Here is a 23387-nt window from a genome sequence, read left to right on the forward strand (position 1 = left end):
ATCAGAATCATAAAGCTGTTTTTCCGCGCGTAGAAAGCATTGCATCAGATCCATGAACGCCGCTTCAATTTCTAATCTTGTACCCCGTCTTAAACACCCACCCTACATAAGCCAGGCAGAGCATGAGAAATCCGCATATCATGCCAATGCTCATGGCGATGTGTACATCGGCAACACCGTAAAAACTCCAGCGAAAGCCGCTGATCAGATACACCACCGGATTGAATAGCGTAATCTTCTGCCACAAGGGGGGCAGCATAGTGATCGAATAGAACGCGCCGCCCAGAAAGGTGAGCGGGGTGACGACCAGCATCGGCACCACCTGGAGTTTCTGAAAATTATCGGCCCACAGGCCGATAATGAAGCCGAATAGACTGAACGTCACCGCCGTGAGCAAGAGAAAGGCGATCATCCATCCCGGATGGGCGATCTCGTAAGGCACAAAAAGGCGGGCAGTGCCCATAATGAGCAGGCCCAAAACCACCGACTTGGTTGCCGCCGCGCCCACATAACCGATCAGCACTTCGATCCACGAAACCGGTGCCGAGAGCAGCTCGTAAATCGTGCCCGACCACTTGGGCATGTAAATCCCGAACGAGGCATTGGCGATGCTTTCGTTCAGTAAATTCAGCATGACCAGCCCCGGGATGATGAAAGCGCCGTAACTGACGCTGTCGATGTCGCCCAGGCGCGAACCGATGGCTTTGCCGAATACGATGAAGTACAGCGAGGTGGTCAGCACCGGTGCGGCGATGCTTTCCGCCAATGTACGAAAGGTGCGCGCCATTTCAAAATGGTAAATGGCTCGGATGCCGTAGAGGTTCATGTCAGCTCCTGCTTGGACTGATGCACTAGACCGACGAAGATGTCTTCCAACGAACTCTCGCTGGAGCGTAAGTCTTTGAAGTCGATGCCGTGCTCATTGAGCGTGCGCAACAGCGCGGCGATACCGCTTTCTTCTGCCTGGGCGTCGAAGCGATAAATCAGGGTGTGTCCGTCGCCGGAAAGCGTCAACGGCCAAGCGTTGAGCTCGGTAGGGATGCGGGATAGGGGCTGCCGCAAAGTCAGGCTGAGCTGCTTTTTGCCAAGCTTGCGCATCAGTACGGATTTGTCTTCTACCACGATCAGTTCCCCTTGGTTGATGACGCCGATGCGGTCTGCCATGTCTTCGGCCTCCTCAATGTAATGGGTGGTCAAAATGATCGTGGTGCCCTGCGCCCTTAGCTCGCGCACCATGCGCCACATGGCGTGCCGTAGCTCCACATCCACGCCGGCACTCGGTTCATCCAGGAACAATATCGTTGGCTCATGCGCGAGGGCCTTGGCGATCAGCACGCGGCGCTTCATGCCGCCGGAGAGCGTCATGATTTTCGCTTTACGCTTGTCCCACAGGGACAGCGCGCGCAGTACGTTTTCCAGGTAAGCCGCATCGGGCGCCTTACCATACAGTCCTCGGCTGAATTTGACTGTGGCCCAGACCGACTCGAACGAGTCCGTATGCAGTTCCTGCGGTACCAAGCCAATGGTTGCCCGCGCCGCGCGGTAGTCCCGCACGATATCATGACCGTCCGCAATAACGGTTCCGGACGAGGCTTTGACGATGCCGCAGATCAGGCTGATCAGTGTCGTCTTGCCCGCCCCATTCGGCCCGAGCAAGGCGAATATCTCGCCGCGTTGGATGTCCAGATTGATGTTGTTGAGCGCTCGGAAACCGCCGGCATAGATCTTGTTAACGCCGCGCACGGAGAGGATGGGGACGGGATTATGGGTGTTCATGGGAGGCGGATGCGGGTATTTTTTCATAGATGAATGTGAATTACAGTTTATTCATTCCCCTGCTCGATAAGCAAATCCCTTCGCCGTCCCCATTCCGCCCAGGAGCCGTCGAAAAGCGGAACCTCGTGAATCCCCATCTGATACAGCGCCAGGAGCAAGACCGCTGCTGAAACACCCGAGCCGCATGTAGCGACGAAGGGTTTTGAATCATCCACTCCAGCGAATGAAAAAAGTTGTTGCAAATCCTCGACCGGCCTTAACCGATGGTCTTCTTCTCTATATAAGTGCTGATAGGGAATATTGAAGCTGCCGGGGATATGACCCGGTTGAAGGTCCGGCTCATGCAGCGGACGCCGGCCGTCGAAACTGTCTGCGGAGCGGGAGTCCAGAATTTGTCTGCCGCCTTGCTGCTGGATTCTCCGCATCTGTTTTAAATCGGCAAACAGTTCGGGATGAAATACCGCCTCAAATACTTTAGGAAAGAGTTTTATCCTCACGTCGGTCAGTGGAAAAGACAATTGTTTCCATCGAGTTAAACCGCCATCCAGGATTTTGATTTTGTCGTGCCCGAAGACTCGAAACATCCACCAGACGCGGGCCGAGGCAAAAAAATGGTTACGGTCGTAAACGATTATCCAGGTATGGTTATCGATGCCCAATTGGCCCACTTGTCGCCCGAACTGCGCGGCGCGGGGAAGGGTATGCGGGAGAGGATTAGCCCGGTCGGCGATGTCGTCGATGTCGAAAAATTGGGCATTCTTAATGTGCTGGCGGTTGTATTCTTCATGGGCGCTCCGTTGTTGTCTCGGTAAAAAGAAAGTGGCGTCCAGGATCACTAAATCGGGATGCGCAAGATGCTGGCCTAACCATTCGCAACTGACCAAGGCGCTGTCGCTATTGAGGTCGGTATTGGCCGGAAATGGGGGAGTGCTCATGCTTTCACTTGGAAGAAAAGAAATCAGTATGCGGGGCTGCTTTCGGATATGCAACAGGAAAAGACACCGCAATCCGCATCGCTAATATCATCATCAGAATAAACCGGACCGGAAGCGCTCTCCCGGAAAATCCGGCGGGAAAGGAAATATAATCCGAGAATCATCCCCCGCTTTGAACTTGATATCGGGGATGAGGGCTATCGACCTTTTTCTGCTGCTTATCCTGTCTGATTAAGCGGCAGTCATTAATTCAAAGCAAGCAATGACAATGAATGATGGGTTCTGGGGTAAGGCTTGATCTTAATTCCCGTTCTCAATTTTCTCAAACTCGTGGAGTCAGACACATTGCCAAAGAGTGAGCGCGAGTAAATGTGTGGATTACGCAGCGTTATACGAAATACCCTGGCAGGGCAAAACTTAACTATGTCGTAATGCTGCGGTTCAAATGAACCATGCCGCGGTTCATTTGAACCGTTAATGAACATTTACTTTACACATTATCTTCGCTGCCAGATCTAACAGAAAAAACAAATAAGCCAATATTTTTTTAAGGTATTTAAATCTAATTGATTTTTAAAAAACCAAGCTTGATGCTTTAGGGTAATAAGTTGTGGCTTAATTCTTGCTTAATTGGCCGAGCCTGGGGTTTTTTCGGATTTAAATTGAATGGATAATGGCGAAATAAAGAAATAAACTATAATAATTATACGTGTTGATTTTTATATTTCTCTATGTTGATAGGATAAATACTTATAAACCTTAAATAGCCAAGCACTACACTAAAATAATATACAGTATGATATGGAGAAATTATGCTTCTAAAAATAATCTTCCTCGCGTTCGGAATAATGGTATCTACTTTGGCTGCCGCTGAAAATACACCACCCCAAAGTGATTCCACACCACAATCAGCCGCTCCATCTACCGATAATTCGCCCAATACCCAGCAAGAGAGTGAGAAAAAGCCCACTTTGGCTGAATATTGTAAAGAACATACTTGTTAAGTAGATTGTAGAGAATAGAATTATCAATTATGAAACTAAAGTCGAATTTTATAGCGGCAGCCATGATTTTGGGATGGATGTCTAATGGAGCTGTTGCTGCTCCACACTGGACACATGAAGAGCAAGCTGATTGGGGTGCGATTGAAGATCCTACACAGACAACAGCTCCTCTGATGTATCCTTATGCGGAGTGCAGCATCGGTACACATCAGTCTCCGGTAGACTTAGGCGGGCAAAGCAATGCCCGCAAGCTCAATACGCTTCAAGTTAAATATACTAAAGATAAACCAGACTTTTATAATAGTGGACATGCGGTACAAGTTAACTCATCGGCTAATTACAAAGGGGAATTAAAAATCGGTAATGATTTATACCCATTGATCCAATATCATTTTCACGCTCCAAGTGAGCATGTCATAAACGGAACGACATACCCTGCCGAATTGCATTTTGTGCACATCAGAGAGGATGGACGGATTGCTGTTTTGGGCGTTTTGCTTGAAGAAGGGGCGGCTAATGAAACACTTCAAACCATACTTGACAATGTCAAGCCAACCGCATCGGAACACAATGCAAATACTGGTATTGAAATTAATCCAAAATCATTGCTTCCTCATGATGTAAGTCACTTTTATACCTATGCTGGATCGTTGACTACACCGCCATGCAGTGAAGGTGTGAGTTGGTATGTCTTAGCCAAGCCAGTGGCTGTTTCAACGGCCCAGTTGAGCCAATTGGAATCTCTCTATTCCGATAATGCAAGACATGCTCAGGCCTTGAATGGTCGGGTAGTTACAGGAAAAGTCAAAAACTGACTTTAATCTCGGAGCCTCTGGTTTTGCTTGAAATCTTTGCATAAACAAAGTTACAGAATTTGTTTATTCAAACAGGGAGCCGGCTTGATTGTTGGACTTGGGCAGGGATGCCTCTCTAGCTGTAGATGTTGTCGAACGAAAGCTTGCTCAGAGGAAGCAGGTTTCCTCTGAGAAATAATGAGTGCCTGAATTTGGCCGGGCGGAAGCATGCTGAGCCGCATAGGGCCGCACCGCGTACTTTTTGGGTCTGAATTAACCGGCATACTTTGAACAATGGTACGCGTGCGGGTCTATTCAGCTGGCCGGTCTGCATGCTCGCATTGCCGCTGGACCGGGTAAAAGGGATCATTCTGACGCGGCCCGAATTCGATGCGCGATGCTCGGCGATACGCCAGCTCAGAAAAAGGGGGTATCGGGGACTGATCGGTACGATCTGGTATTTTCCGGAAAAGCAGCAGCTGGAACAGCTCGGTGCGGATTTCATGATTCATCCGTGGGTCGAAGCCGGCAACCAGCTGGCTTTACAGCGCATGCAGAGTCCGGCCGGGCCTCGGGAATGCCCCGCCCTTGCAACCCCGGCGAAGCCGCCGGCCCCCTTTATCCGTTGCCTTTTCGCTGGCCCGAATGCCAGATTCTGTCGCCGAAAAACCCGCGAATCACGGCTTTTTCCAATTCCGCGGCGACAAAGATGAAAAAGCCGACACAGGCGACTTTCAGCCATTCGTCCAGGGACAGGTCGGTCGACCCGAACAGGGCCTGCATAGGAGCGGTATGAGTGTAAACAATCTGCAAGGCTGCAGAGGCGGCGATCGCGATCAGGACGTAGACGTTGCCGAATAATCCTTCAAACGATAAAACCGATTTGTAAATGTAGCGGCTGTTGACCAGGTAGAACATTTCCGCGCCGACCACGGTGCTGACCGCCATCGTGCGTGCCGTTTCCAGGCTGGCTCCTCGCTGCGTCTCCCAGAGGAACAGGCCCAGCGCGCCGATCATGAAGAGCGTGGAAACCATCAGCACACGCCAGGCGAAGAACCAGGAAAGCAGCGATTCCCGCGGGTCGCGGGGCGGCCTGTTCATCACGTCACGCTCCGGACGCTCGAAAGCGAGAGCGAGTCCCAGGGTGCTGGAAGTGACCATATTGATCCAAAGCACCTGAGCCGGCGTCAAAGGCAGGGTCAGTTCGAAAAAAATGGCCGCCAGCACGACAAGGGCTTCTCCGCCGTTCGTCGGCAGCATGAACAGGATGAATTTCCGGATATTGTCGTAAATGCCCCTGCCTACGTACACAGCGTTGCCGATCGTGGCGAAATTGTCGTCGGCCAGCACCATGTCCGACGCTTCCTTGGCCGCCTCGGTCCCTTTCAGGCCCATGGCAATGCCGACATCGGCCCGCTTTAGCGCCGGCGCGTCGTTCACGCCGTCGCCGGTCATCGCGACGACCTGGCCTGCCGCCTGCAGAGCCTCTACCAGGCGCAGCTTGTGTTCCGGGCTTGCACGCGCGAACACGTCGACCTCCAGTGCGACTCCCTGCAGTTGCTCGTCATTCAGGGTTTCGATCTGGGCCCCGCTCAAGGTTAGTTTGCCTCGGCCGATGCCGAGCCGGTTTCCGATCTCCTGTGCCGTATCGGTATGATCGCCGGTGATCATTTTGACGCGGATGCCGGCACCGGCACACGTTCTCACCGCAGCGATCGCTTCCTCCCGGGGCGGATCGATGATTCCCACTAGGGCGAGTAGAGTAAAGCCGTTTTCCAGATCCGCAAAATTGACCTCGCGCTTGGAATCCTCGACTAATTTTCCGGCAATCGCTAGGACGCGCAAGCCGTCGGCGGCGAATTCCTTCGCACAGCGATGCCAATATCCGGCATCCAGCGCGGTCTGGTTCTGCTGGAGGCCGCCCTGGCGATCGCACATTTCCAGAATGCGTTCGGGAGCGCCCTTAACGAAAATGAAGCCGTTGTCTTTATGATCGTGGTGGAGGGTCGCCATCAGCCGGTGTTCCGATTCGAACGGGATGGCGTCGGTACGCGGCCGCTTTTCGCGCTCCCAGGCAGGATCTTTGCCGGTTTTGACGGCGAATGCGAGGAGGGCGCCTTCGGTCGGATCGCCTGCCAGTTGCCAGGACTCATCGGCATCCCGGTGCAATTGCGCGTCATTGCACAGCACGGCGGCGCGGGCAATTTCTTCCAGTTCCGGGCAGTCGTCAGCGGTGACCGCGGCGCCGTTCAAATAAACCCCGCCGTCCGGCTCGTACCCCACGCCGCTGATAGTGAAAACATGATCAGCGGTAGCCAGTTTTTGCACCGTCATTTCGTTTCGGGTCAGCGTACCGGTCTTGTCGGAGCAAATGACCGTGACCGAACCCAGCGTTTCCACCGCCGGCAGATGCCGGATGATCGCATGGCGTTTCGCCATCCGGCGCATCCCGAGCGCCAGCGTGATGGTCATGATGGCGGGCAGTCCTTCGGGTATGGCCGATGCGGCGAGGGCTACGGCCATCATGAACATTTCTTTAGGCGGATGTCCGTGCCACAGCACGCCGACAATAAATGTAACGACGGACAGCAGCACAATCGCCAGCGCCAGCCAGCGGCCGAATCTGTCGATCTGACGCAACAGCGGCGTGATCGTGCTCCGGACCTGTCGGAGCAGCGAGCTGATCCGGCCCAGTTCGGTGCGAAGGCCGGTTGCGACCACGATAGCCGACGCCTGTCCGGAGGTGACCAGGGTGCCGGAAAAAAGCATGCAAAAACGCTCGCCCAGCGGGGCGTCATTTGGGATCGGGCCGGTTGTTTTTTCGACCGCTTCGGATTCGCCGGTCAATATCGCCTCGTTCACCCGCAAGCTCTTACTGGAGATAAGCCGGAGGTCGGCCGGTACTTTGTCCCCGGAAGCCAGCGCCACGATGTCGCCCGGCACCAGTTTTTCGGCTTCGATTTCCAGGCGTTTGCCGTCGCGAATGACTGTCGTATGCAGGGAGAGCATGCCGCGGATCGCATCCATCGCCTGTTCCGCCTTGCCTTCCTGGATAAAGCCGATGATCGCATTGACAACCACCGCGGCCAACAGGACGCCGGTGTCGACCCAATCGCCCAGCATGGCTGTCGTGCCGGCGGCCGCCAGCATCACATAAATCAGAATATTATGGAATTGGAGCAGAAAGCGCATGAAAGCGGAACGCTTGGGCGGCCGCGGAAGGCGGTTGCGTCCGTATTGTTTCAGCCGCGCATGCGCCTCGTTGGAAGACAAGCCGTGATGCTTATCCGAATTCAGATGCGCGACCGCGTCGTCGGCGGCAAGCGTATGCCAACTCGTCGCTTGTTTATCGGCGGTTTTTTGCTTAGGCATGTATGCTCCAAGATTAAGCTGACGATGATTGACCGATTCTACCTTCTCCTCTCGGCCTGACAAAAGGTATTGTTTCAGGTGCGGGATGGGATAATCACTTTACAGACCGGGATTTCAGCAGCCTGTTGACTTTGAGTATGAAGTGAGGGCGAATACGGGGGAAGCTTAGAGAGTCCCTCCTTTAACCGGAAAGACAAACCCGATCAGGGTCAGGCCGTATCGGTTCTTATCAACGCTTCCTTAAAGGATTTGATATCCCTGGCCGGCCCCATCACCACCAGCACATCGCGGTTGTTCAGAATATGCTCCTTGTCGCCGACCACGAAATGCAGCCGGTCGCCGAGTTCCCTGTCCACCACGCCGAGCAGGATCAGATTATGGCGCTCGTTTAATCTCAGCGTGCTGGTTTTGCGGTTTTCCAGCCACGAGCCTTCCGGAATTTCGACTTCGGCGATATTCAGCGTGTGCCGCCGATGCACGCTCTGGTCGAGAATATGGGTGATTTCCGGTTTGGTCAGCATCTCGTAGGTTTTGCGTCCGGTGATTTCGTAGGGATCGATGATCTTGTTCGCGCCGGCGGCGGATAATTTCTCGGCAGAGTCCGGATCGTCGACGGTAGCGATGATGCTCAAGTTTTTGTCCAGTGTGCGCGCCGAGATCGTCAAAAACACATTGTCCGAATCGGCCGCGAAAAAACAGAACAAATAATCGATGTCCACGCCGATGCCGAACGCATGCAGTGCACCGTCGTCGCGAAAATCGACCACTTCGGAGGCGAAGCCTTGGGCGCCGATGAACTCCGCATCGTGGCGGTTCTGGGCCGCATAGACCGCCACGCAGGTTTCCTTGTCGAACCGGGCCAAAGCTTCCAGGGCCATGCGAGGATCGCCGAATACCGCAATTTTTTTCATCGTTTCCTGCCTATTTTCAGCCGGCTTTTTTCGATCTGGTAGCGAAAATATTCGATGCCGATCTGTTTACCCAGCACGACAAGCTGGTCGCCCGCCTGCACCTCGAAATAGCTTTTCGGATTGAAATAAAAATGCCGGTCCTGCATTTGGTAACTTTCATTTTGCTTGAGATGCGGGGGATGGGAGCTAATCACGCCGACCAGCATCAGCTTGCTATGGTCGAAATCGATTTCGGCGATTTTTTTATTGATGATCGACGAATTGGGATGCGCATGCACCGTGTCGAGCACGAATTCTTTTTCCTCGTGCATGATTCCGACAATCGCGTCGAACGCGACCGGTTGCCCGACATATTCGGCGGCAACCATGCCGGCAATCTCGAAAGGCTCGATCACATGGTTCGCGCCGGCTTGGTAGAGTTTACGGACATTATTGGGCTGGTAGGCGCGCGAGATGATTCGAATGGCCGGATTCAACTGCCGGCCGGTCAGCGTGATATACACATTGCTGACATCGTCTCCGGTCGTGCATAGAATCGCCGAGGCGTTGCGATTGATGCCGGCCTTGGCCAGTACCTCGTTTTTACTCGCGTCGCCGTGGATGGCCAAATAGCCGAGGCGTCTCGCATTTGCCACATGATGCTCTACTTTATCGATGACCACGAAAGGCTGGCGATGACGAGCAAGCTGGTGCGCGATGTGCATGCCGACCCGACCGAACCCGCAAATGATCACGATTTCTTCATGCCGGCCCAATTCGGCATAAACCTGATTTTCGCGCAGATCGTTCGCTCTATCGTTAAAGGCCGAGACGATGATCGAGGTAAAGAATGACAAGATGCCGAGCCCGGCAAAAATCAGACCCATCACGACCAGACGCCCTCCCGGGGTTTCGGGCGCGATGTCGCCGTAGCCGACCGTCGACATGGTCACGACGGCCAGATAGAAGGCATCGAACAAATCGTTGACATGGCCGCCGCTTTCCGGATTCTCGAACAGAAAGATGGCGGTGCTGCCGATAAAGATCAGCAAACCCAGAAACACGGCCAGCGTGTAAAGTTCGAAGCGCTTGTTCGAAAGGATCTGGGTGAACAGCTTGATGCTGTCGATATAGCGGAACAGCTTGAACAGCCGGAAAATCAAAAAGACGCGCAAAAAGCGCAGCGGCCGGTAACTCGGCAAAATGGCCAGCAAATCGACCAGCGCCGGAGGACTCAAGACATATTCGATTTTTTTCACCGCGATCGCCTTCAGCACTTTATGCACTTTGAACGGAATCTCCAGATATTCCGATCGTTCGTAATGGTCCAGGACGATCTGGTGGCTGTCGTTGTGGAGCCAGGCGCGCAGCAGATATTCGATAATGAACAGCCAGACGATGCAGGCTTCGAAAACGCCGTGCCACGGCTGCGCCTGATGCTGGACCTCATCGAGTTGCAGAAATACGCTGATCACCACCATCACGATCATGAAAACATCGAAATAGGCTTTCGGCCGACTCTGGGGGAGTACCAGGAGACGCCGGAAAAAGTGTTTGGCGTTTTGATAGCGGGTGGAAGTTTTCAGGAAATAGGCGAAGTAAACCAGAAGTCGCGTCAGCATGGCGGCAAAAATGGATTGAGATTAACTGCTGCGGCCGGTTTGCTCTGACATTCAACGCTTACTTTGGCGGGAAGGCGGTTCGGTCCAGCGTTTTTCGAATCTTCTCGGCCAGGCTTTCCACGCCTTTCGCCGTCAGTTTCCTATCGCCGCCTTTGACCTCGGAGATATAGTCGCCGATCAGTTTGCCTTGTTTTGCATCGACCAGATGCGCCATCAAATAAACGAACAAATAACTGGGCTTGTGCAGCCTGCCGGCCACGATGTAATCGGCTTCGACCGTTCGCGCCAGTTGCCCGGCAAGGTCGTGGTGATCGAACAGATAGCCGGGGCCGGCCGCGGCTTTTGCGACGGCATCCGGGGCGATCCGTACGATGTTAAAGCCCTTTTTCGCCAGTTCCTGTTCCAGAAGCGGTTTGATGCTGGCCGTGCGGGCGATTTCGGACGGAATGTTGGGCGCGGGCGTCAAATCCTTCAATTCGAAGTCGAGCACCGCGATGCGGGGTGCGGCACTGCAACAAACCGCAAACAGCAGCAGAAATGCAAGTAGGCTTGCTGAAAATTTTTTATGAGGCATGGCTGTAGGCTCCGTCGGGTGGAATGGCTCTGCGCCCGCGCTTTTCATCGCCCAGTAGTTTTAACCGGACCGAAGCATAGACCGATTCGAGATAAGGGCAGGGGACATGCGCGCGTTCGGCGGCGCGTAGCGCATTGCCGAGAATCGCCTCGATTTCCAGGGGACGGCCCTGCTCGTAGTCGAGCAGCATGCTGGTTTTGTAGGGCGGCATGCTGTAAGTCATTTCGATGTTCCGATCAACCGCATCCGCGGGTAACGGATATCCCTGGGCCGAGGCTATCCGGCAGACATCCTGCATGATATGGCGCACGAACGGTTCTTCGGTGCCCAGGATCTCGGCCGTGCTGAGGCCGTCCGACAGTACCGACAGCGGATTGAAGGGGGCGTTCCAGACACATTTGAGCCAGCGTTTGGCCACGATATTCTCCGTCGCCTCGCATTCGATCCCGGCGTGTCGAAACAGCCGACACAATTCCCGGGTCTTGGCGCTGACCGAGCCCGGCAGGTTGCCCAGCGCCAGGCGTCCATAGGCCAGATGCGCGATTCTTCCCGGTCCTAGCCGGTTGCTGCAGATGAATGCGAGGCCGCTGACGACTTCGCGACCGGGGAAGGCGGCGAGCATTTCCCGTTCGATGTCGACGCCGTTCTGAATAAAGACGAGCGCGGTTTGCGGCGCGGCGACCGGGCGCAGCAAAGCGGCCCGATCCATGCTCGGGAGTACCTTCGTGCAGAGCAGCACGTAGTCGGCAGTGCCTTGGTAATCCCTGACGTCCTTGAGGACCTGCTTCGGCATGAAGTGGTAATCGCCCTGTTCGGCGCTTTCGATCCTGAACCCCGATTTTTTGACCGTTTCGTAATCCGAGCGGCAGACGACCGACACTTCCGCCCCGGCTTTCGCGAGCAGCGAACCGTAGAATGCGCCGATCGCGCCGGCGCCGACGATCAGGACCTGGCTAGCCTGGGCGCTCATCGAGAATCTGCTTCAAAAACGGTATGGTCAATTTACGCTGCGCGGACAGCGAGGCCTGGTCGAGTCGGTCGAGCAGGCCCCATAGCGAGTTCATGTCGCGGCTGGCGCGGTTCAACAGGAAGCGTCCGGCCTGCGGCGAAATCTCCAGACCCATGCGCCGGGCTTTATAAATCAGCGCGGCGGTCTTTCCCTCGTCGTCCGGCGTTTGGATTTTCAGACTGAGCCCCCAGTTCAGCCGCGTTTTCAAATCGGGCAGTTGGACAGGCAGTTCTTTCGGAGCTGTGCGGGAAGAAACGATCAGCTTATGTCCCAAATCCCGGTGCTGGTTGAAGAAGTTGAACAGGGCCTGCTCCCAGTCGGCATGGCCGGCGATCGCTTCCACATTGTCCAGGCATACCAGCTCGAAGGTTTCCAGGTCGTTGAACAGGTGTACGGAAGAATCGGCGGCCTGCGCCAGATTAAAATCGAAATAGAAGCATGAGAGTTTCCGCTGCTGCGCTTCATGGCAGCAGGCGTGCAGCAAATGGCTCTTGCCGAGGCCGGTCTGTCCCCAAAGGAAGATGAATGCTTCGCCGTTGCCCGCAACGCACTGCTGCAGATGATTGACGACAGCCGAATTGACGCCCGAAAAAAAATCCTGGAACGTCTGGTTGGCTCTGAACACGAACTGCAACGGCAGCTGCTTTGCCATGCTCACTGCGATTTCCTGCTGAAACGGATCGCGAGTGCGGAACCGAAAAACAGCAGCAGGCTAAACAGGACCTCGGCCGCAGCCAAATGACGGGCGCCGGCATTGGCATACGCTTCGACCGTGCCGTGCACGAAGTACGGTAGGCTGAGAAACCCGGCCCATGCATGGCTTCTGGGGTTGAACGCCAGCAAACCGCGGAGCAGCGGCAACAGCGGCGTTACCGTTGCGACCAGAATCAGCGCCACCGGAAACCGGGTTGATGGGACCAGTACGGTAGGCCACAGCATCATCAGCGCAAACAGTCCGAAATAGCCAGCGAGCGCCAGATAGTGGAAGAAAATCGGCCGGCTGCTGATCAAATCGGCATTCCCGCTTTTAGGGCTTTTGCCGTGACGGCCAAACGCTTGCCCAATACCCGGCACAACGTTTTTTCGTGGTCGGTCAACACGGCATTTCGCTCCGTTAGATGACTCGGCCCGTACGGTGTGCCGCCCGAGGCGGTTTCGCGCAAGGCCGTCTCGGTATACGGCAGGCCCAGGAGGAGCATGCCGTGATGCAGCAAGGGCAGCATCATCGAAAGCAGCGTGCTTTCCTGGCCGCCGTGCATGCTGCCGGTCGAGGTGAAAACGCCGGCGGGTTTGCCGGCTAGGGCGCCCGAAAACCAGATCGGGGTCGTGCTGTCGAGAAAATACTTCAACGGCGCAGCCATATTCCCGAAATGGGTCGGACTGCCCAGGGCAAGGCCATCGCAATTTTTCAGGTCGTCCAGCGTCGCATACATTGTGCCGTGCGCCGGAATCCGCTCGGCGGTTTTTTCACAGACTGCGGACACGTCGGGCACGGTCCGGATGACCGCTTCGGCGCCCTCGACCGCATCGACGCCGCGTGCGACCTGCATCGCCATGTCGGCGGTCGCGCCGTGTCGGGAGAAATACAGTACCAGGATCTTAGTCATCGTTACAGAATCGCGAGCACGTTTTCCGGAGGCCGGCCGATCGCGGCCTTATCGCCGGCCACCACGATCGGGCGTTCGATCAGGATCGGGTGCTCGACCATCGCGCGGATCAGGGTTTCCCTGTCCAGCGATTTGTCGAACAAGTCGTATTCGTCGTAAGGCTTTTCTTTTTTGCGCATCAAATCGCGCGGCTCAATGCCGAGTTTTTGCAGGATCCCGTCGAGTTCTTCCGCGCTCGGCGGCGTTTTCAGATATTCGATAATTTCGGGTTCGATGCCCTTGTCGCGCAACAGTTGCAGCGTTTCGCGGGATTTGCTGCAACGCGGATTATGATAAATTTTTACCTTCATAACGGCTGCCTCTGGCGCTTCGGCGCGCTTTCCAATAAAAAAGTTATAATAACATTTCTCGTCAAAACTCTCGCTGAAAAAGGGGTCATGTCTTGTCCGCACTGATTTCGGATCGTATTTGCGATCGCGCCAAACAATATTGGCTGCTTGCCCGTTTCGACCGTCCGATCGGTACGTTAATTCTATTATGGCCGACGCTGTGGGCGCTGTGGCTTGCGGGAAACGGCAAACCGGATGCGCTGGTATGCACGGTATTCGTGCTGGGCGTTGTGCTGATGCGGGCCGCCGGCTGCGTGATCAACGATTACGCCGACCGCAATTTCGATCCGCACGTCGAACGCACCCGGCAGCGCCCGATTGCGGCCGGGCGCGTCCGGCCGAAGGAAGCCCTGATCCTGTTCGCAGTTTTGTGCCTGATTTCGTTCGGGCTGGTCCTGCTGATGAATCCGTTCACGATCGGGTTGTCCTTCATCGGCGCCTTTCTGGCCGCCAGCTATCCGTTCATGAAGCGCTTCACGCATCTGCCGCAGGCTTATCTCGGAGCCGCTTTCGGCTGGGCGGTGCCGATGGCGTTTGCCGCGCAATTGAATGCGATTCCCCTGGTCGGCTGGCTTTTGTATCTGACCGTGCTGCTCTGGGCGCTGGTCTACGACACGATGTACGCGATGGTCGACAAGGACGACGACCTGAAAATCGGCGTCAAATCGACCGCAATCCTGTTCGGCGACTACGACCGGCATATCATGGCCGCTCTGCAGATCGTGATTCTCGGCTTGCTGGCGATCGTCGGCAGCATGCGGGGTTTGGGTTTGTTCTATTACGCCGGGCTGCTGGTAGCGGCAGGGCTGGCGGTTTACCAGCAGAAACTGATTTTCCGCCGCGAAAGGATGCTCTGCTTCAAGGCATTTTTGAATAACAACTGGTTCGGGCTGGCGGTTTTTATCGGATTGGTACTGGATTACCGGTTTGTTTAGGATTGGGTCGATTAACTTCTTCTCATAGTTCTTGCGCTTTGCGTGGGAACCTGGCCGAGAACACTCCGTGTCCCCGAACCGCGGAGTGGTTCGAACGGCGTTCTCATCGTGATACATCCTTGTCTAGGCTACGCGAAAACACTCCACGGTGGGGGTGGGGTGCTCCGAGGGGTTGGGTTACCGCTGTAGGGTACGCTGTTCGTGCCATGAGGGGGGAAAGGTACGCACAGCGTACCCTACAACTGAAAATAGGGATTTGTGTTTAAACAACGTCTCTATACCATTGTCGCCCTGCGAGATGTCTCATGTGTGCGCAGTGCGGGGGGACGATCGGGCGGCATGTCGGGAAGTTATTTTTTGCCATGTCTTAGAGGGACGGGCGATAAGGTGTGAGGAACCCTGAATAAAAGCCCTTCTCTTTATCCTATTTAATCAATAAACGATTACAATTTCTCGGTATGTAATATCGATGACAAGGAATAATAATGAATAAAAAAAATTTAGTGTTTATTGCGGTTTTATGCATCGATTTATCGGCATGTACCGGAGAAAATCGCGATACGTACCAGGTTAAACCGGTTTTCGTAAACAGCTGTATCAATCAGGAGAGCTCCACGCGTCCCGCTGAGCAGGCCAACTCCTATTGTAATTGTGTGGCTGATGCGGTTTTCAGCAATAGCGATATCTCCGATGAAACCAAAAAACTTATGCCCACGCTCAGCGATAAGGAAAGTCAACTCTATCGGCAAAATGATGTTGCCCTGGTCAGGGGCGCACTGATGTCTTGCTATACCTCTAATTTTTATAAGAAAAAGTAATTGGATCCGGGCCGGAAGATGGGCCAAGGCGCGAACCGCGTCATTCGCGGCCGAGGGGGCGACCTCGGCGCATTTTCCGGACTCCGGTAAGGAATCTGGCGGCTTAAGCCAAAAGCTGCCGCATCATATTGACCCCGATGCCTGCGCAACTCTTTATGCCGGCACAGGTAATCAAGGGATCATTACGGCGATGTTTCAACAGTAGGATGGAATAGAAGCGGCTATCGGACGCCACCAGGCTCAGCACGTTCCACCAGCCATCGTACTGTGGGTATTTTCGCGTCAATGCCATGATTTCGTTAAAACTCCACGCTTCGGCCGGATTATAGGCCTTGACATTGTCAGGCATCATGGCCGAGAAAGTTTGTTTCACCGTTGAATTCGGCGGCTGGGTCTTACCCACGCTTTCTATGGTTCCGATGTGGCCGACTTGTCTGCCTGTGTTGTCTGTCCAGACGGCGATATAGCAGCCGCTCATGAATCCGGTCAGCACATCGTTTGTCGAACTGATTTTGGCGGTGCGTCCATGAATGTAGCATAGCCAGTCGTGAGGTATCGCCTGGTTTTTCGCTAACCCCAAGCTTCTGAAACGGTTCATTGCATTCGTATCGAAGTGGTAAGTATCCAGATCCTGAAAAGTCATGGCCGACGGAGTCGGAGGACTCACGGTCACGGTTCCGTCTTTAGGTTGCGTGGTAATCGCTTGAGGAGGGGCCCAACTGAATGTAGCACCCGGAAAAAAATATCGCTCAATCATAAAACTATAACCTTTGCGTTGATAAGTGAATGTCTAATGGAGGTAAGGGCGGTCGACCTCACGCCATCTCCGGATATACCGTCAGCCTGAGAAGCGCAGTTGGGCAGTGATGAGCGCAACGCTTACCGGTCTGAGTTTTGGTAATACACAGGGACGGCTGGACAATGATGATAAATTTCATCTCCACTTGCAAACCGTTTTGGATGTGGCTAAAAATAACCCTCCCGGCATGCCGCCTGATCGCTCCTGTTTTCAGTTGTAGGGTACGCTGTGCGTACCATTGGGGGTGAAAAGGTACGCACAGCGTACCCTACGGTGCTGCATGCCGGACGGGGTATTTATCCCGTTCGCAACGCTTAAAGAGGGACGGACAGGGAGGATGATTTTGTGTTTGCGGAGAATTTTCAAACAGCGGGACGGGGTTATAAACCCCGTCCCGCAGCCCATTCTCGGCTGTTGCCTTATCCGCGGGCTATTCGCCCATCTTTTCCGGAAACAAACGCCGGCAATACGACCAGTGTGCAGATAATATTCAGAAGCAATCCGATCGACAGCAGTTGCCCCATACTGGCAAGGCCGAGATGCGGCGTGAACGCCATGCTGACCAGGCTGCACATCGTGGTCAGTTCGCTGAACACGACGCCTCTGGCCGTGCCGGTTCTGAGAACGCTGTCCTCCCGATCCGGATGGCGCAGCCGGTTCATAATGTTGATGCCGGCATCGACACCCAGGCCGAACAGAATCGGGATGACGATGATATTGGCAAAATTGAACGGATTGTCCATCAGTACCGTAGAGGCCCCGGTCAGGACAGCCGTCATCATCAGCGGCAGCAGAATCAACAGCGCGTCCTTGGTGTTGCGCTGCGTGAACATCAATACGATCACAATGGCTGCGACGGCGCTGGCCAGCGCCTGCTGAAAGGCTCTTACGATTGCATTGCCCGATTCCAGGTAAATGACCGGCAGATCGGTCGCATGTGGGGAGACCTGGCGGACTTCGCGGATGAAGTCTTTCAGGTTTTTCTCATCGTTGAGGTCCTTGCTGGGCGAGGCCATGATCCGATAGAGGCCGTCTTTGCTGAGCCAGCGTTCGGCGAGGTCGGGCGGCAGCGTATCGAGGGTGACCTCTCCCGGATTCAACCCTTTCAGCAACGTATTCATGGTGTCCGGCAGCGTGTCCAGCAGGCTGAATTGCAATTTGTCCAGCATGGTTTTTCTTTCCGGGGCCGATTTTGCCTGCAGCGCCGCAATCAGCGATTCCACTTTCTGGCGTAATGGACGCAGGATTGCCGCAAGCTCGCTGTCGGGCTTTTCTTTTAAATGCTTGTCGACAGCCTGACTGAATTTTTCCAGCACCGCCATGCCGTTTTCAACGCTATCCTGATGCGGGGCCGGAAACGCGGCCAGCTGGAGTCCCATGACCAGAGACAAATCGTCGATGATGCTCAACTTGGCCTTCTGGTTGGATGGGATATAGTCATAGATCGTGATTGCGTTTTCGACCGATTCCAGTTGCCCCAGCCTTTGCGCCGTGGCCAATGCTTCGTCTTTACTGTCCGCCAGTACGGTCAGTGTCATCGGCGAGGTATCCTTGGTTTTCAGCAATTCCCTGAACGTAGAGACCGATTCGCTGTCGGGATCGCGCAAATTGAGCGGGTTGATATCGAACCGGGCCTGGGTCAGCAAGGCCAGGCCTGCCGCTATCAGCGCGGCAGTAGCCCATTTGACCGGGGCGGCGTGCCGGATCGGGAACAGGTAAACCCAGTCAGGAAACAGATCGTCGGATTTTTTTGAAGGCCCCGAATTCGGCGGAAACAGCTTCAACACCGCCGGAAGTACGATCAGCGTGATCAGCAGCGAAATGAAGATGCCCACGCCGGCGATCAGCCCCAGTTCGGAAACGCCGGTGTATTGGGTCGGCAAGAAGGCAAAAAAGCCTGTCGCGCCTGTGATCGCGCACAAAGTGATCGGCGGTGCGACTTTGCGCACGGCTTCGAGCAGGGCCTGCCCGCGAGGCATGTTCTGCCTGATCAGTTCGCGGTAGCGCATGCAGACCTGGACCGCGTAATCATCGCCGATACCGATATACAATGCCGCGAAGGACACCGAAATAATGTTCAGATGGCCGATGGCCAGCGCGGCAAAACCGAAAGTCAGCATCAGGCCCATGGTCAGCACGCTGAGCGTGGCCAGCGTCAGTTTGACCGACCGGAAGCCGATCAGTAAGGACAGGAAGACCAGCAGGAACGAGAACGCCGAAGCCATTTCCGCGCTATAGGTTACCGTGGCCAATTCGTCGTGTTCCAGCACGACTTCGCCGGTCAGTCGTATGTTGATGCCGGGGAAGGCCTGCTCGGCTTTTGCCGCGGCGGCCCGCACCGCCGCCAGGGGCTTTTCGGCCGGCATCAGCTCTTCGAAATTCAGATGGGGCTTGAGCAGGATGAAGCGCCGGGTGCTCAACAGGTCCCGGTTTTCCCCCACCATTAACTGCTGCCAGGATAACTGATAAGCCCTGCCGTCCAGTACGGCCCGGATCGCCGCGCCGACTTTATCGAGCAGGGGATTCAGGTCGACCGGCAATTCATGCGTTTCCGAGGTAATGGCCTGTTCGAGAATATTGAGCAGTCCTTTCAGGCTGTTATCCTTGGACAGCGTGCCGATGAAGGGCTGGGCTTCCGTCATTTTGGCGGCCAGATCCTCCAGGTTGTCAAGATCGAGATAAAGCAGGCCGTGCCGCTCGAAGAACTCGCCTGCGCCCGGGATGTAAACCGATTTGATCTGCTGCTCTCTGCCGAATTCTACTTTGAGATAATCCAATGCGCGCGTTGCCTGTTCCGGCGTTCGGGCATCGACTACGACCAGGATCGCCTGATCATCCTGCGGAAAGGCCCGGATAAATCGCTCGCGATCTTTCTGGAACTGCAGGTCTTTCGAAAGGATATCGGTCGTATCGGCATCGATGCCCAGGTGCTTGGCGGTATAGTACACGCTGAGTCCGCAGAGCAGCAGGAACGTCAGGATCAGCGTTTTCGGATAACGCAGCAATCTGCCGTCCAGTTTGGCGATCAATTGGCCATAAACTTCGGTAATTTTTTTCATGCGGCACCTTTAGCTTTTTTGTGTTCGGGACAGAATCCGGAAACTACTTTCGCGGCTTGGGCAACAGATTTATAGACTGCAAAAACGACGAAATTCCTCAAGTAACAGCAAGGCGGGGGCATGCCTCCCACAGCCGGCTTATGGGGCTGCCTTGAAAACGAGGCCCGAACCGGCCCAACGCTTCGGCTGCGGCGGCTTGCATTCGCGGCGGATATGGCAACTTCCATGGTAGGGCAGAGATGCAGCAACTGCCGCCGGTCTATCTGATCCATCGGGGCTTTGCTTGTGGTCTTCGTGCCCGGACTTGGTGATTTATGCCGGAATTTGCTATTTTATATTTCACCGCCAACCGAATGAGGAGGGTACGATGAAATCGTCTATGCTGATGCTTTTCATGCTGGCATGGCTTGATGGGTGTGAAAATACCAAAGGCCAAAATCGGCATGATCCCAATCATCATGAGCAATCCGTGCAGAAAAATCGCGAAACGTTCGCGGTTTCGCGATTCGGCACCTAAAAAATCGGGTGCGGTATTGAAAGCATGATTTTGAGTGTCTAGCCGGCCTGCGCTTGGCGCGGTGCCCAATCCCCCCTTTACCGTACCCGACCGAGGTTTGGATGATGGAAATTCGCAATAATGCGACTCTCTCGAACGCTGCAGCGACCGCCACGTCTCCTCAACAGATTGCGTCCCTTAAACTGGACGCTATTCTCGATGTCGTAGTCCAGGCGCGGATGGGCGAAAATCGTTTTCAGCTTCAGCGGTTACCGGGTGGCGAACCGCTGACCGCGATGAGCCAGTCGGAATTGACCGTCGGCCAGCGCTTACAGGTTCAGGTGAGCCGGCTCGGCGCGCTGCCCGAATTACGTGTTGTTCCTGCCGAGCCGCCTAGGCCGGAAGTCGTGCCCAAGGCGCTGCGCGAGCTGTTGCCAAAGCAGATCGATTTGAAGGAGCTCGCCACGATGGTGGGCCGGTTGCCGTCCTCAAATCCTTCGAATTTGCCGGGGCCGGTGCATCTGGCTGTGGAGCGTCTTGCCGCGGCACTGCCGCAAGCGGAAAAGCTGATGACGCCCGAGGGTTTGCAAAAAGCCGTCCGGAATTCGGGGGTATTTCTTGAGGCGTCGCTGGCCGCTGCCCTGACCGAAGGCGCGCCGCTTCCGGAAAATGATTTGAAGGCGCGCCTGCTGAATCTGTTGGCCGTTCTGCAGCCAGGGGAAGGCGGGAAGGCGGCTGCCCCTGCTCAAGCTTTGCAGCAGGAAAACGCCCTGTCTCCGCCCGGCACGGTGCCTTCCCAAACGGCGGCACAAGCTTCGGAAGAGGCGGGCGATCAGGCCAGTTTGAATCCGGACAAGGTGCCGCAACGGACGGACAGCGCCTTGCCTAAAACGATCGGCGAATCCTTACTGCCATCGCAAAGTAAAGGCGCTGCCGAGGGGCAGTTCCCGGCCGCGCCGCCTGCCCCGTCGTTGGCGACTCAATCGGGAGAGAAAGTCAGCGTGCCGGTGCCGGCTGCGGCGGAGCAAAGCGCGGCTAAACTCGCTGCCGATAAAGCGGCTAATTCTACGGAGGAGCGTCTTGCCGCGGCACTGCCGCAAGCGGAAAAGCTGATGACGCCCGAGGGTTTGCAAAAAGCCGTCCGGAATTCGGGGGTATTTCTTGAGGCGTCGCTGGCCGCTGCCCTGACCGAAGGCGCGCCGCTTCCGGAAAATGATTTGAAGGCGCGCCTGCTGAATCTGTTGGCCGTTCTGCAGCCAGGGGAAGGCGGGAAGGCGGCTGCCCCTGCTCAAGCTTTGCAGCAGGAAAACGCCCTGTCTCCGCCCGGCACGGTGCCTTCCCAAACGGCGGCACAAGCTTCGGAAGAGGCGGGCGATCAGGCCAGTTTGAATCCGGACAAGGTGCCGCAACGGACGGACAGCGCCTTGCCTAAAACGATCGGCGAATCCTTACTGCCATCGCAAAGTAAAGGCGCTGCCGAGGGGCAGTTCCCGGCCGCGCCGCCTGCCCCGTCGTTGGCGACTCAATCGGGAGAGAAAGTCAGCGTGCCGGTGCCGGCTGCGGCGGAGCAAAGCGCGGCTAAACTCGCTGCCGATAAAGCGGCTAATTCCGTGGATTTTCAGAAGCCCGAGAAAGAAGGGCTGGTGGTCGGAGCCAAACCGCAGCCATTCGAAACGAGCCTATCGACGGCTCGGAGCGCGCCGACTCTTCCTTCTGCGGGGAAAGCCGAAGACAGTTTCAGTAAACCGGAAGAGATCGACCCGGCCAAGCTGGCGCAGAAAGCGGAAGGGGCTTTGGCTAAAATTGCCGTTGATCAATTGGCCTCTCAGCCGCGCGACGACGGCACGGTATGTTTGCAATTGAATTTGCCTTTCGTGGCAGGAAACCATCAGGACAATGCCGAGCTGTCGATTACCGCGGAGGGCGGGTCCCTGGCTGAGGATCGCGTTCCCGCCTGGACCGCGACGATCCAGCTCCAGCCTCCCTGCATGGGCGCCTTTAACGCCCGTATTATCTGGAACGGCACGCAAATCGATGCCTGTCTCTGGAGCGATCGGGAAGAAACCGCCGACAGGATCGGCCAGACGACTGAAACGCTGCGCGCTAGACTGGAGCAGGCCGGGTTGGCGGTCGGGGCGCTAACCGTATTGGACCGGCCTCCTTCATCGCCGCTCGCAGAAACGGTTGACTTACACTTGCTGGACCTTCTCGCATGACCCAAAACAACCAAAAATCCACCCTTGCTGTCGCACTGAACTATGACGGAACCGGCGCTCCCAGAGTTACCGCCAAGGGAAGAGGAGTGCTGGCGGAACAGATTATCGAGCTGGCCGAAGCGCATCATATTCCTCTGCGTCACGACGCGGGGTTGGTTCAAGTATTGGCCAGTGTACCTTTGGAGCGCGAGATCCCGCGCGAGCTTTACGTCGCGGTTGCCGAAGTGATTGCGTTCGCCTACATGCTGAGCGGCAAGCGGCCGGAGGATAATGTTTCGAAGCAACGAGGCGGCTGAAAGGCGGATTTGCCGTCGGGCCTTCGCCATTTCGAAATTTAATCTTAGGCGTGGCGGGTGACGGTTTGCTCGGCAACTTGCAAGGGTGCCTCCACTCAGAAGGCGGTCAGGAGCAGAACTATAGCCGAGGAATAAAGCTCTGCTCCCTGCAGTCGTTATGCGGAACCGTTTTACCTAATAGCTGATTAAAAACTCGCTGAAAAAAGCATCCCGAAAGCCATCGCTATTCTCATAGTGCTCTAAGGTTTTTTTAATGGCGGCGGCGGTTTCTTTGCGTAAGGCTTCACGCTGTTCCATCGTTTGAATCGAATCGGTCGATCTGCCGCTGAACAGCATGATCAGCTCGTGCTTGATTGCCGGCATATGTTTTTTGAGTTTTTCGATCGCCTGCGGGCCTTCGGCTAAAAGCTGAATATTGACCAGCAAGTAGCTTCTCGGTTCAGCCAGATTGACTGTAATCTTGGGCGTGATTTCCAGGTATTCCATACCGCCTTCCCCCGATGAGGATCCTTCGTTCGCATAAGCCCAAGAAGACATGAGTAAAAAGCTGAGTAATAAAACCGATAAACGCACAATTGGCTCCCGTTAAGCTGACGATAATCAGAATTTCAGTATAGGCCATTTTGGCGAGGCGCTGGCGTATTTTCGGTTCGGGTGTACAGCCTGCTGTGGAAGTGAATCCATTTGCTTCTAAGCACCGTATGAAAATGCTCTGGAAAGAACGATTTTTGTGAAGCGAATCACAAAACGCATGACAGGATAAAAAAACATTAAAGTTTTAAAAAACGCCGTCGAT

At 55.2% G+C, this 23387-nt stretch carries 22 protein-coding genes; 6 read left to right on the top strand and 16 right to left on the bottom strand.

The features are described from left to right. Positions 1-64 precede the first annotated feature (64 nt). The 4 genes from JJL52_RS15565 to JJL52_RS15580 form a co-directional block, all read right to left on the bottom strand. Positions 65-826 carry an ABC transporter permease gene (locus tag JJL52_RS15565; RefSeq protein ID WP_202053406.1) on the bottom strand — a complete coding sequence of 254 codons (762 nt, stop codon included), beginning with the start codon at positions 824-826 and terminating at the stop codon, positions 65-67. After that, positions 823-1776, bottom strand: a complete 954-nt coding sequence (locus JJL52_RS15570; RefSeq protein WP_202053407.1) for an ABC transporter ATP-binding protein — start codon at positions 1774-1776, stop codon at positions 823-825. Before JJL52_RS15570 ends, JJL52_RS15565 begins: the two co-directional genes overlap by 4 nt. Positions 1777-1823: 47 nt before the next feature. After that, positions 1824-2711 (bottom strand): 3-mercaptopyruvate sulfurtransferase, encoded by an 888-nt coding sequence (sseA, locus tag JJL52_RS15575; RefSeq protein ID WP_202053408.1) that lies wholly within the window; start codon positions 2709-2711, stop codon positions 1824-1826. 703 nt (positions 2712-3414) lie between these two features. Continuing rightward, entirely contained in the window at positions 3415-3651 is a 237-nt protein-coding gene (locus tag JJL52_RS15580) for a hypothetical protein (protein ID WP_202053409.1), read from the bottom strand. A gap of 93 nt (positions 3652-3744) precedes the next feature. Between JJL52_RS15580 and JJL52_RS15585 the strand changes: the two genes are divergently transcribed. After that, positions 3745-4530 carry a carbonic anhydrase gene (locus tag JJL52_RS15585; RefSeq protein WP_202053410.1) on the top strand — a complete coding sequence of 262 codons (786 nt, stop codon included), beginning with the start codon at positions 3745-3747 and terminating at the stop codon, positions 4528-4530. Between the two features lie 597 nt (positions 4531-5127). Here JJL52_RS15585 and JJL52_RS15590 read toward each other — a convergent pair. From JJL52_RS15590 to arsC, 9 genes are all read right to left on the bottom strand, one after another. Then, complete coding sequence (locus JJL52_RS15590; RefSeq protein WP_202053411.1) at positions 5128-7881, bottom strand: cation-transporting P-type ATPase; 2754 nt, start codon at positions 7879-7881, stop codon at positions 5128-5130. A 209-nt stretch (positions 7882-8090) separates the two neighbouring features. Then, positions 8091-8792 carry an NAD-binding protein gene (locus JJL52_RS15595; RefSeq protein ID WP_202053412.1) on the bottom strand — a complete coding sequence of 234 codons (702 nt, stop codon included), beginning with the start codon at positions 8790-8792 and terminating at the stop codon, positions 8091-8093. Further along, complete coding sequence (locus JJL52_RS15600) at positions 8789-10393, bottom strand: potassium channel protein (protein WP_202053413.1); 1605 nt, start codon at positions 10391-10393, stop codon at positions 8789-8791. The genes JJL52_RS15595 and JJL52_RS15600 overlap by 4 nt, the downstream gene beginning before the upstream one ends. 58 nt (positions 10394-10451) lie before the next feature. Then, positions 10452-10967 carry a DUF2380 domain-containing protein gene (locus JJL52_RS15605; RefSeq protein ID WP_202053414.1) on the bottom strand — a complete coding sequence of 172 codons (516 nt, stop codon included), beginning with the start codon at positions 10965-10967 and terminating at the stop codon, positions 10452-10454. Further along, positions 10957-11937: a ketopantoate reductase family protein gene (locus tag JJL52_RS15610; RefSeq protein ID WP_202053415.1), complete on the bottom strand. Its 981-nt coding sequence runs from the start codon at positions 11935-11937 to the stop codon at positions 10957-10959. Before JJL52_RS15610 ends, JJL52_RS15605 begins: the two co-directional genes overlap by 11 nt. After that, positions 11921-12628, bottom strand: coding sequence for a DnaA regulatory inactivator Hda (hda, locus tag JJL52_RS15615; RefSeq protein ID WP_202053503.1), 708 nt, complete (start codon positions 12626-12628; stop codon positions 11921-11923). Before hda ends, JJL52_RS15610 begins: the two co-directional genes overlap by 17 nt. A gap of 2 nt (positions 12629-12630) precedes the next feature. Further along, entirely contained in the window at positions 12631-12987 is a 357-nt protein-coding gene (locus tag JJL52_RS15620) for a DUF2069 domain-containing protein (RefSeq protein ID WP_202053416.1), read from the bottom strand. Further along, complete coding sequence (gene wrbA, locus JJL52_RS15625) at positions 12984-13583, bottom strand: NAD(P)H:quinone oxidoreductase (RefSeq protein WP_202053417.1); 600 nt, start codon at positions 13581-13583, stop codon at positions 12984-12986. The genes JJL52_RS15620 and wrbA overlap by 4 nt, the downstream gene beginning before the upstream one ends. A gap of 2 nt (positions 13584-13585) precedes the next feature. Next, entirely contained in the window at positions 13586-13933 is a 348-nt protein-coding gene (arsC, locus tag JJL52_RS15630) for an arsenate reductase (glutaredoxin) (protein ID WP_202053418.1), read from the bottom strand. A gap of 101 nt (positions 13934-14034) precedes the next feature. Between arsC and ubiA the strand changes: the two genes are divergently transcribed. Further along, positions 14035-14907, top strand: a complete 873-nt coding sequence (gene ubiA, locus JJL52_RS15635) for a 4-hydroxybenzoate octaprenyltransferase (RefSeq protein ID WP_202053504.1) — start codon at positions 14035-14037, stop codon at positions 14905-14907. Between the two features lie 485 nt (positions 14908-15392). Then, positions 15393-15725: a hypothetical protein gene (locus tag JJL52_RS15640; protein WP_202053419.1), complete on the top strand. Its 333-nt coding sequence runs from the start codon at positions 15393-15395 to the stop codon at positions 15723-15725. Positions 15726-15828: 103 nt separating this feature from the next. On the opposite strand, the gene JJL52_RS15645 is transcribed toward JJL52_RS15640, so the two are convergent. Together JJL52_RS15645 and JJL52_RS15650 are read right to left on the bottom strand one after the other, a co-directional pair. Continuing rightward, positions 15829-16482, bottom strand: coding sequence for a hypothetical protein (locus JJL52_RS15645; protein WP_202053420.1), 654 nt, complete (start codon positions 16480-16482; stop codon positions 15829-15831). Between the two features lie 461 nt (positions 16483-16943). Next, entirely contained in the window at positions 16944-19583 is a 2640-nt protein-coding gene (locus tag JJL52_RS15650) for an MMPL family transporter (RefSeq protein WP_202053421.1), read from the bottom strand. Positions 19584-19950: 367 nt separating this feature from the next. Between JJL52_RS15650 and JJL52_RS15655 the strand changes: the two genes are divergently transcribed. The 3 genes from JJL52_RS15655 to JJL52_RS15665 all read left to right on the top strand — a co-directional run bounded on the left by JJL52_RS15655 (position 19951) and on the right by JJL52_RS15665 (position 22591). After that, the gene (locus JJL52_RS15655; protein WP_202053422.1) at positions 19951-20100 is read left to right on the top strand and encodes a hypothetical protein; all 150 of its coding nucleotides are present in this window, start codon (positions 19951-19953) and stop codon (positions 20098-20100) included. A gap of 104 nt (positions 20101-20204) precedes the next feature. Further along, complete coding sequence (fliK, locus tag JJL52_RS15660) at positions 20205-22295, top strand: flagellar hook-length control protein FliK (RefSeq protein WP_202053423.1); 2091 nt, start codon at positions 20205-20207, stop codon at positions 22293-22295. Next, complete coding sequence (locus JJL52_RS15665) at positions 22292-22591, top strand: EscU/YscU/HrcU family type III secretion system export apparatus switch protein (protein ID WP_202053424.1); 300 nt, start codon at positions 22292-22294, stop codon at positions 22589-22591. The genes fliK and JJL52_RS15665 overlap by 4 nt, the downstream gene beginning before the upstream one ends. 174 nt (positions 22592-22765) lie before the next feature. On the opposite strand, the gene JJL52_RS15670 is transcribed toward JJL52_RS15665, so the two are convergent. Further along, positions 22766-23128 (bottom strand): flagellar basal body-associated FliL family protein, encoded by a 363-nt coding sequence (locus JJL52_RS15670; RefSeq protein ID WP_236994295.1) that lies wholly within the window; start codon positions 23126-23128, stop codon positions 22766-22768. Positions 23129-23387 lie beyond the last annotated feature (259 nt).

Origin of the sequence: Candidatus Methylomicrobium oryzae (assembly GCF_016745425.1) — a bacterium.
Lineage (GTDB): Bacteria > Pseudomonadota > Gammaproteobacteria > Methylococcales > Methylomonadaceae > Methylomicrobium > Methylomicrobium oryzae.

Bases quoted from the DNA above. Each gene is read 5' to 3' on its own strand.
- JJL52_RS15565 (WP_202053406.1), bottom strand. From the start codon at position 826: ATGAACCTCTACGGCATCCGAGCCATTTACCATTTTGAAATGGCGCGC.
- JJL52_RS15665 (WP_202053424.1), top strand. From the start codon at position 22,292: ATGACCCAAAACAACCAAAAATCCACCCTTGCTGTCGCACTGAACTAT.
- JJL52_RS15600 (WP_202053413.1), bottom strand. From the start codon at position 10,393: ATGCTGACGCGACTTCTGGTTTACTTCGCCTATTTCCTGAAAACTTCC.
- sseA (WP_202053408.1), bottom strand. From the start codon at position 2,711: ATGAGCACTCCCCCATTTCCGGCCAATACCGACCTCAATAGCGACAGC.
- JJL52_RS15570 (WP_202053407.1), bottom strand. From the start codon at position 1,776: ATGAACACCCATAATCCCGTCCCCATCCTCTCCGTGCGCGGCGTTAAC.
- JJL52_RS15655 (WP_202053422.1), top strand. From the start codon at position 19,951: ATGAAATCGTCTATGCTGATGCTTTTCATGCTGGCATGGCTTGATGGG.
- wrbA (WP_202053417.1), bottom strand. From the start codon at position 13,583: ATGACTAAGATCCTGGTACTGTATTTCTCCCGACACGGCGCGACCGCC.
- JJL52_RS15650 (WP_202053421.1), bottom strand. From the start codon at position 19,583: ATGAAAAAAATTACCGAAGTTTATGGCCAATTGATCGCCAAACTGGAC.
- fliK (WP_202053423.1), top strand. From the start codon at position 20,205: ATGGAAATTCGCAATAATGCGACTCTCTCGAACGCTGCAGCGACCGCC.
- JJL52_RS15585 (WP_202053410.1), top strand. From the start codon at position 3,745: ATGAAACTAAAGTCGAATTTTATAGCGGCAGCCATGATTTTGGGATGG.
- JJL52_RS15605 (WP_202053414.1), bottom strand. From the start codon at position 10,967: ATGCCTCATAAAAAATTTTCAGCAAGCCTACTTGCATTTCTGCTGCTG.
- JJL52_RS15610 (WP_202053415.1), bottom strand. From the start codon at position 11,937: ATGAGCGCCCAGGCTAGCCAGGTCCTGATCGTCGGCGCCGGCGCGATC.
- JJL52_RS15595 (WP_202053412.1), bottom strand. From the start codon at position 8,792: ATGAAAAAAATTGCGGTATTCGGCGATCCTCGCATGGCCCTGGAAGCT.
- JJL52_RS15590 (WP_202053411.1), bottom strand. From the start codon at position 7,881: ATGCCTAAGCAAAAAACCGCCGATAAACAAGCGACGAGTTGGCATACG.
- arsC (WP_202053418.1), bottom strand. From the start codon at position 13,933: ATGAAGGTAAAAATTTATCATAATCCGCGTTGCAGCAAATCCCGCGAA.
- JJL52_RS15670 (WP_236994295.1), bottom strand. From the start codon at position 23,128: ATGTCTTCTTGGGCTTATGCGAACGAAGGATCCTCATCGGGGGAAGGC.
- JJL52_RS15645 (WP_202053420.1), bottom strand. From the start codon at position 16,482: ATGATTGAGCGATATTTTTTTCCGGGTGCTACATTCAGTTGGGCCCCT.
- hda (WP_202053503.1), bottom strand. From the start codon at position 12,628: ATGGCAAAGCAGCTGCCGTTGCAGTTCGTGTTCAGAGCCAACCAGACG.
- JJL52_RS15640 (WP_202053419.1), top strand. From the start codon at position 15,393: ATGAATAAAAAAAATTTAGTGTTTATTGCGGTTTTATGCATCGATTTA.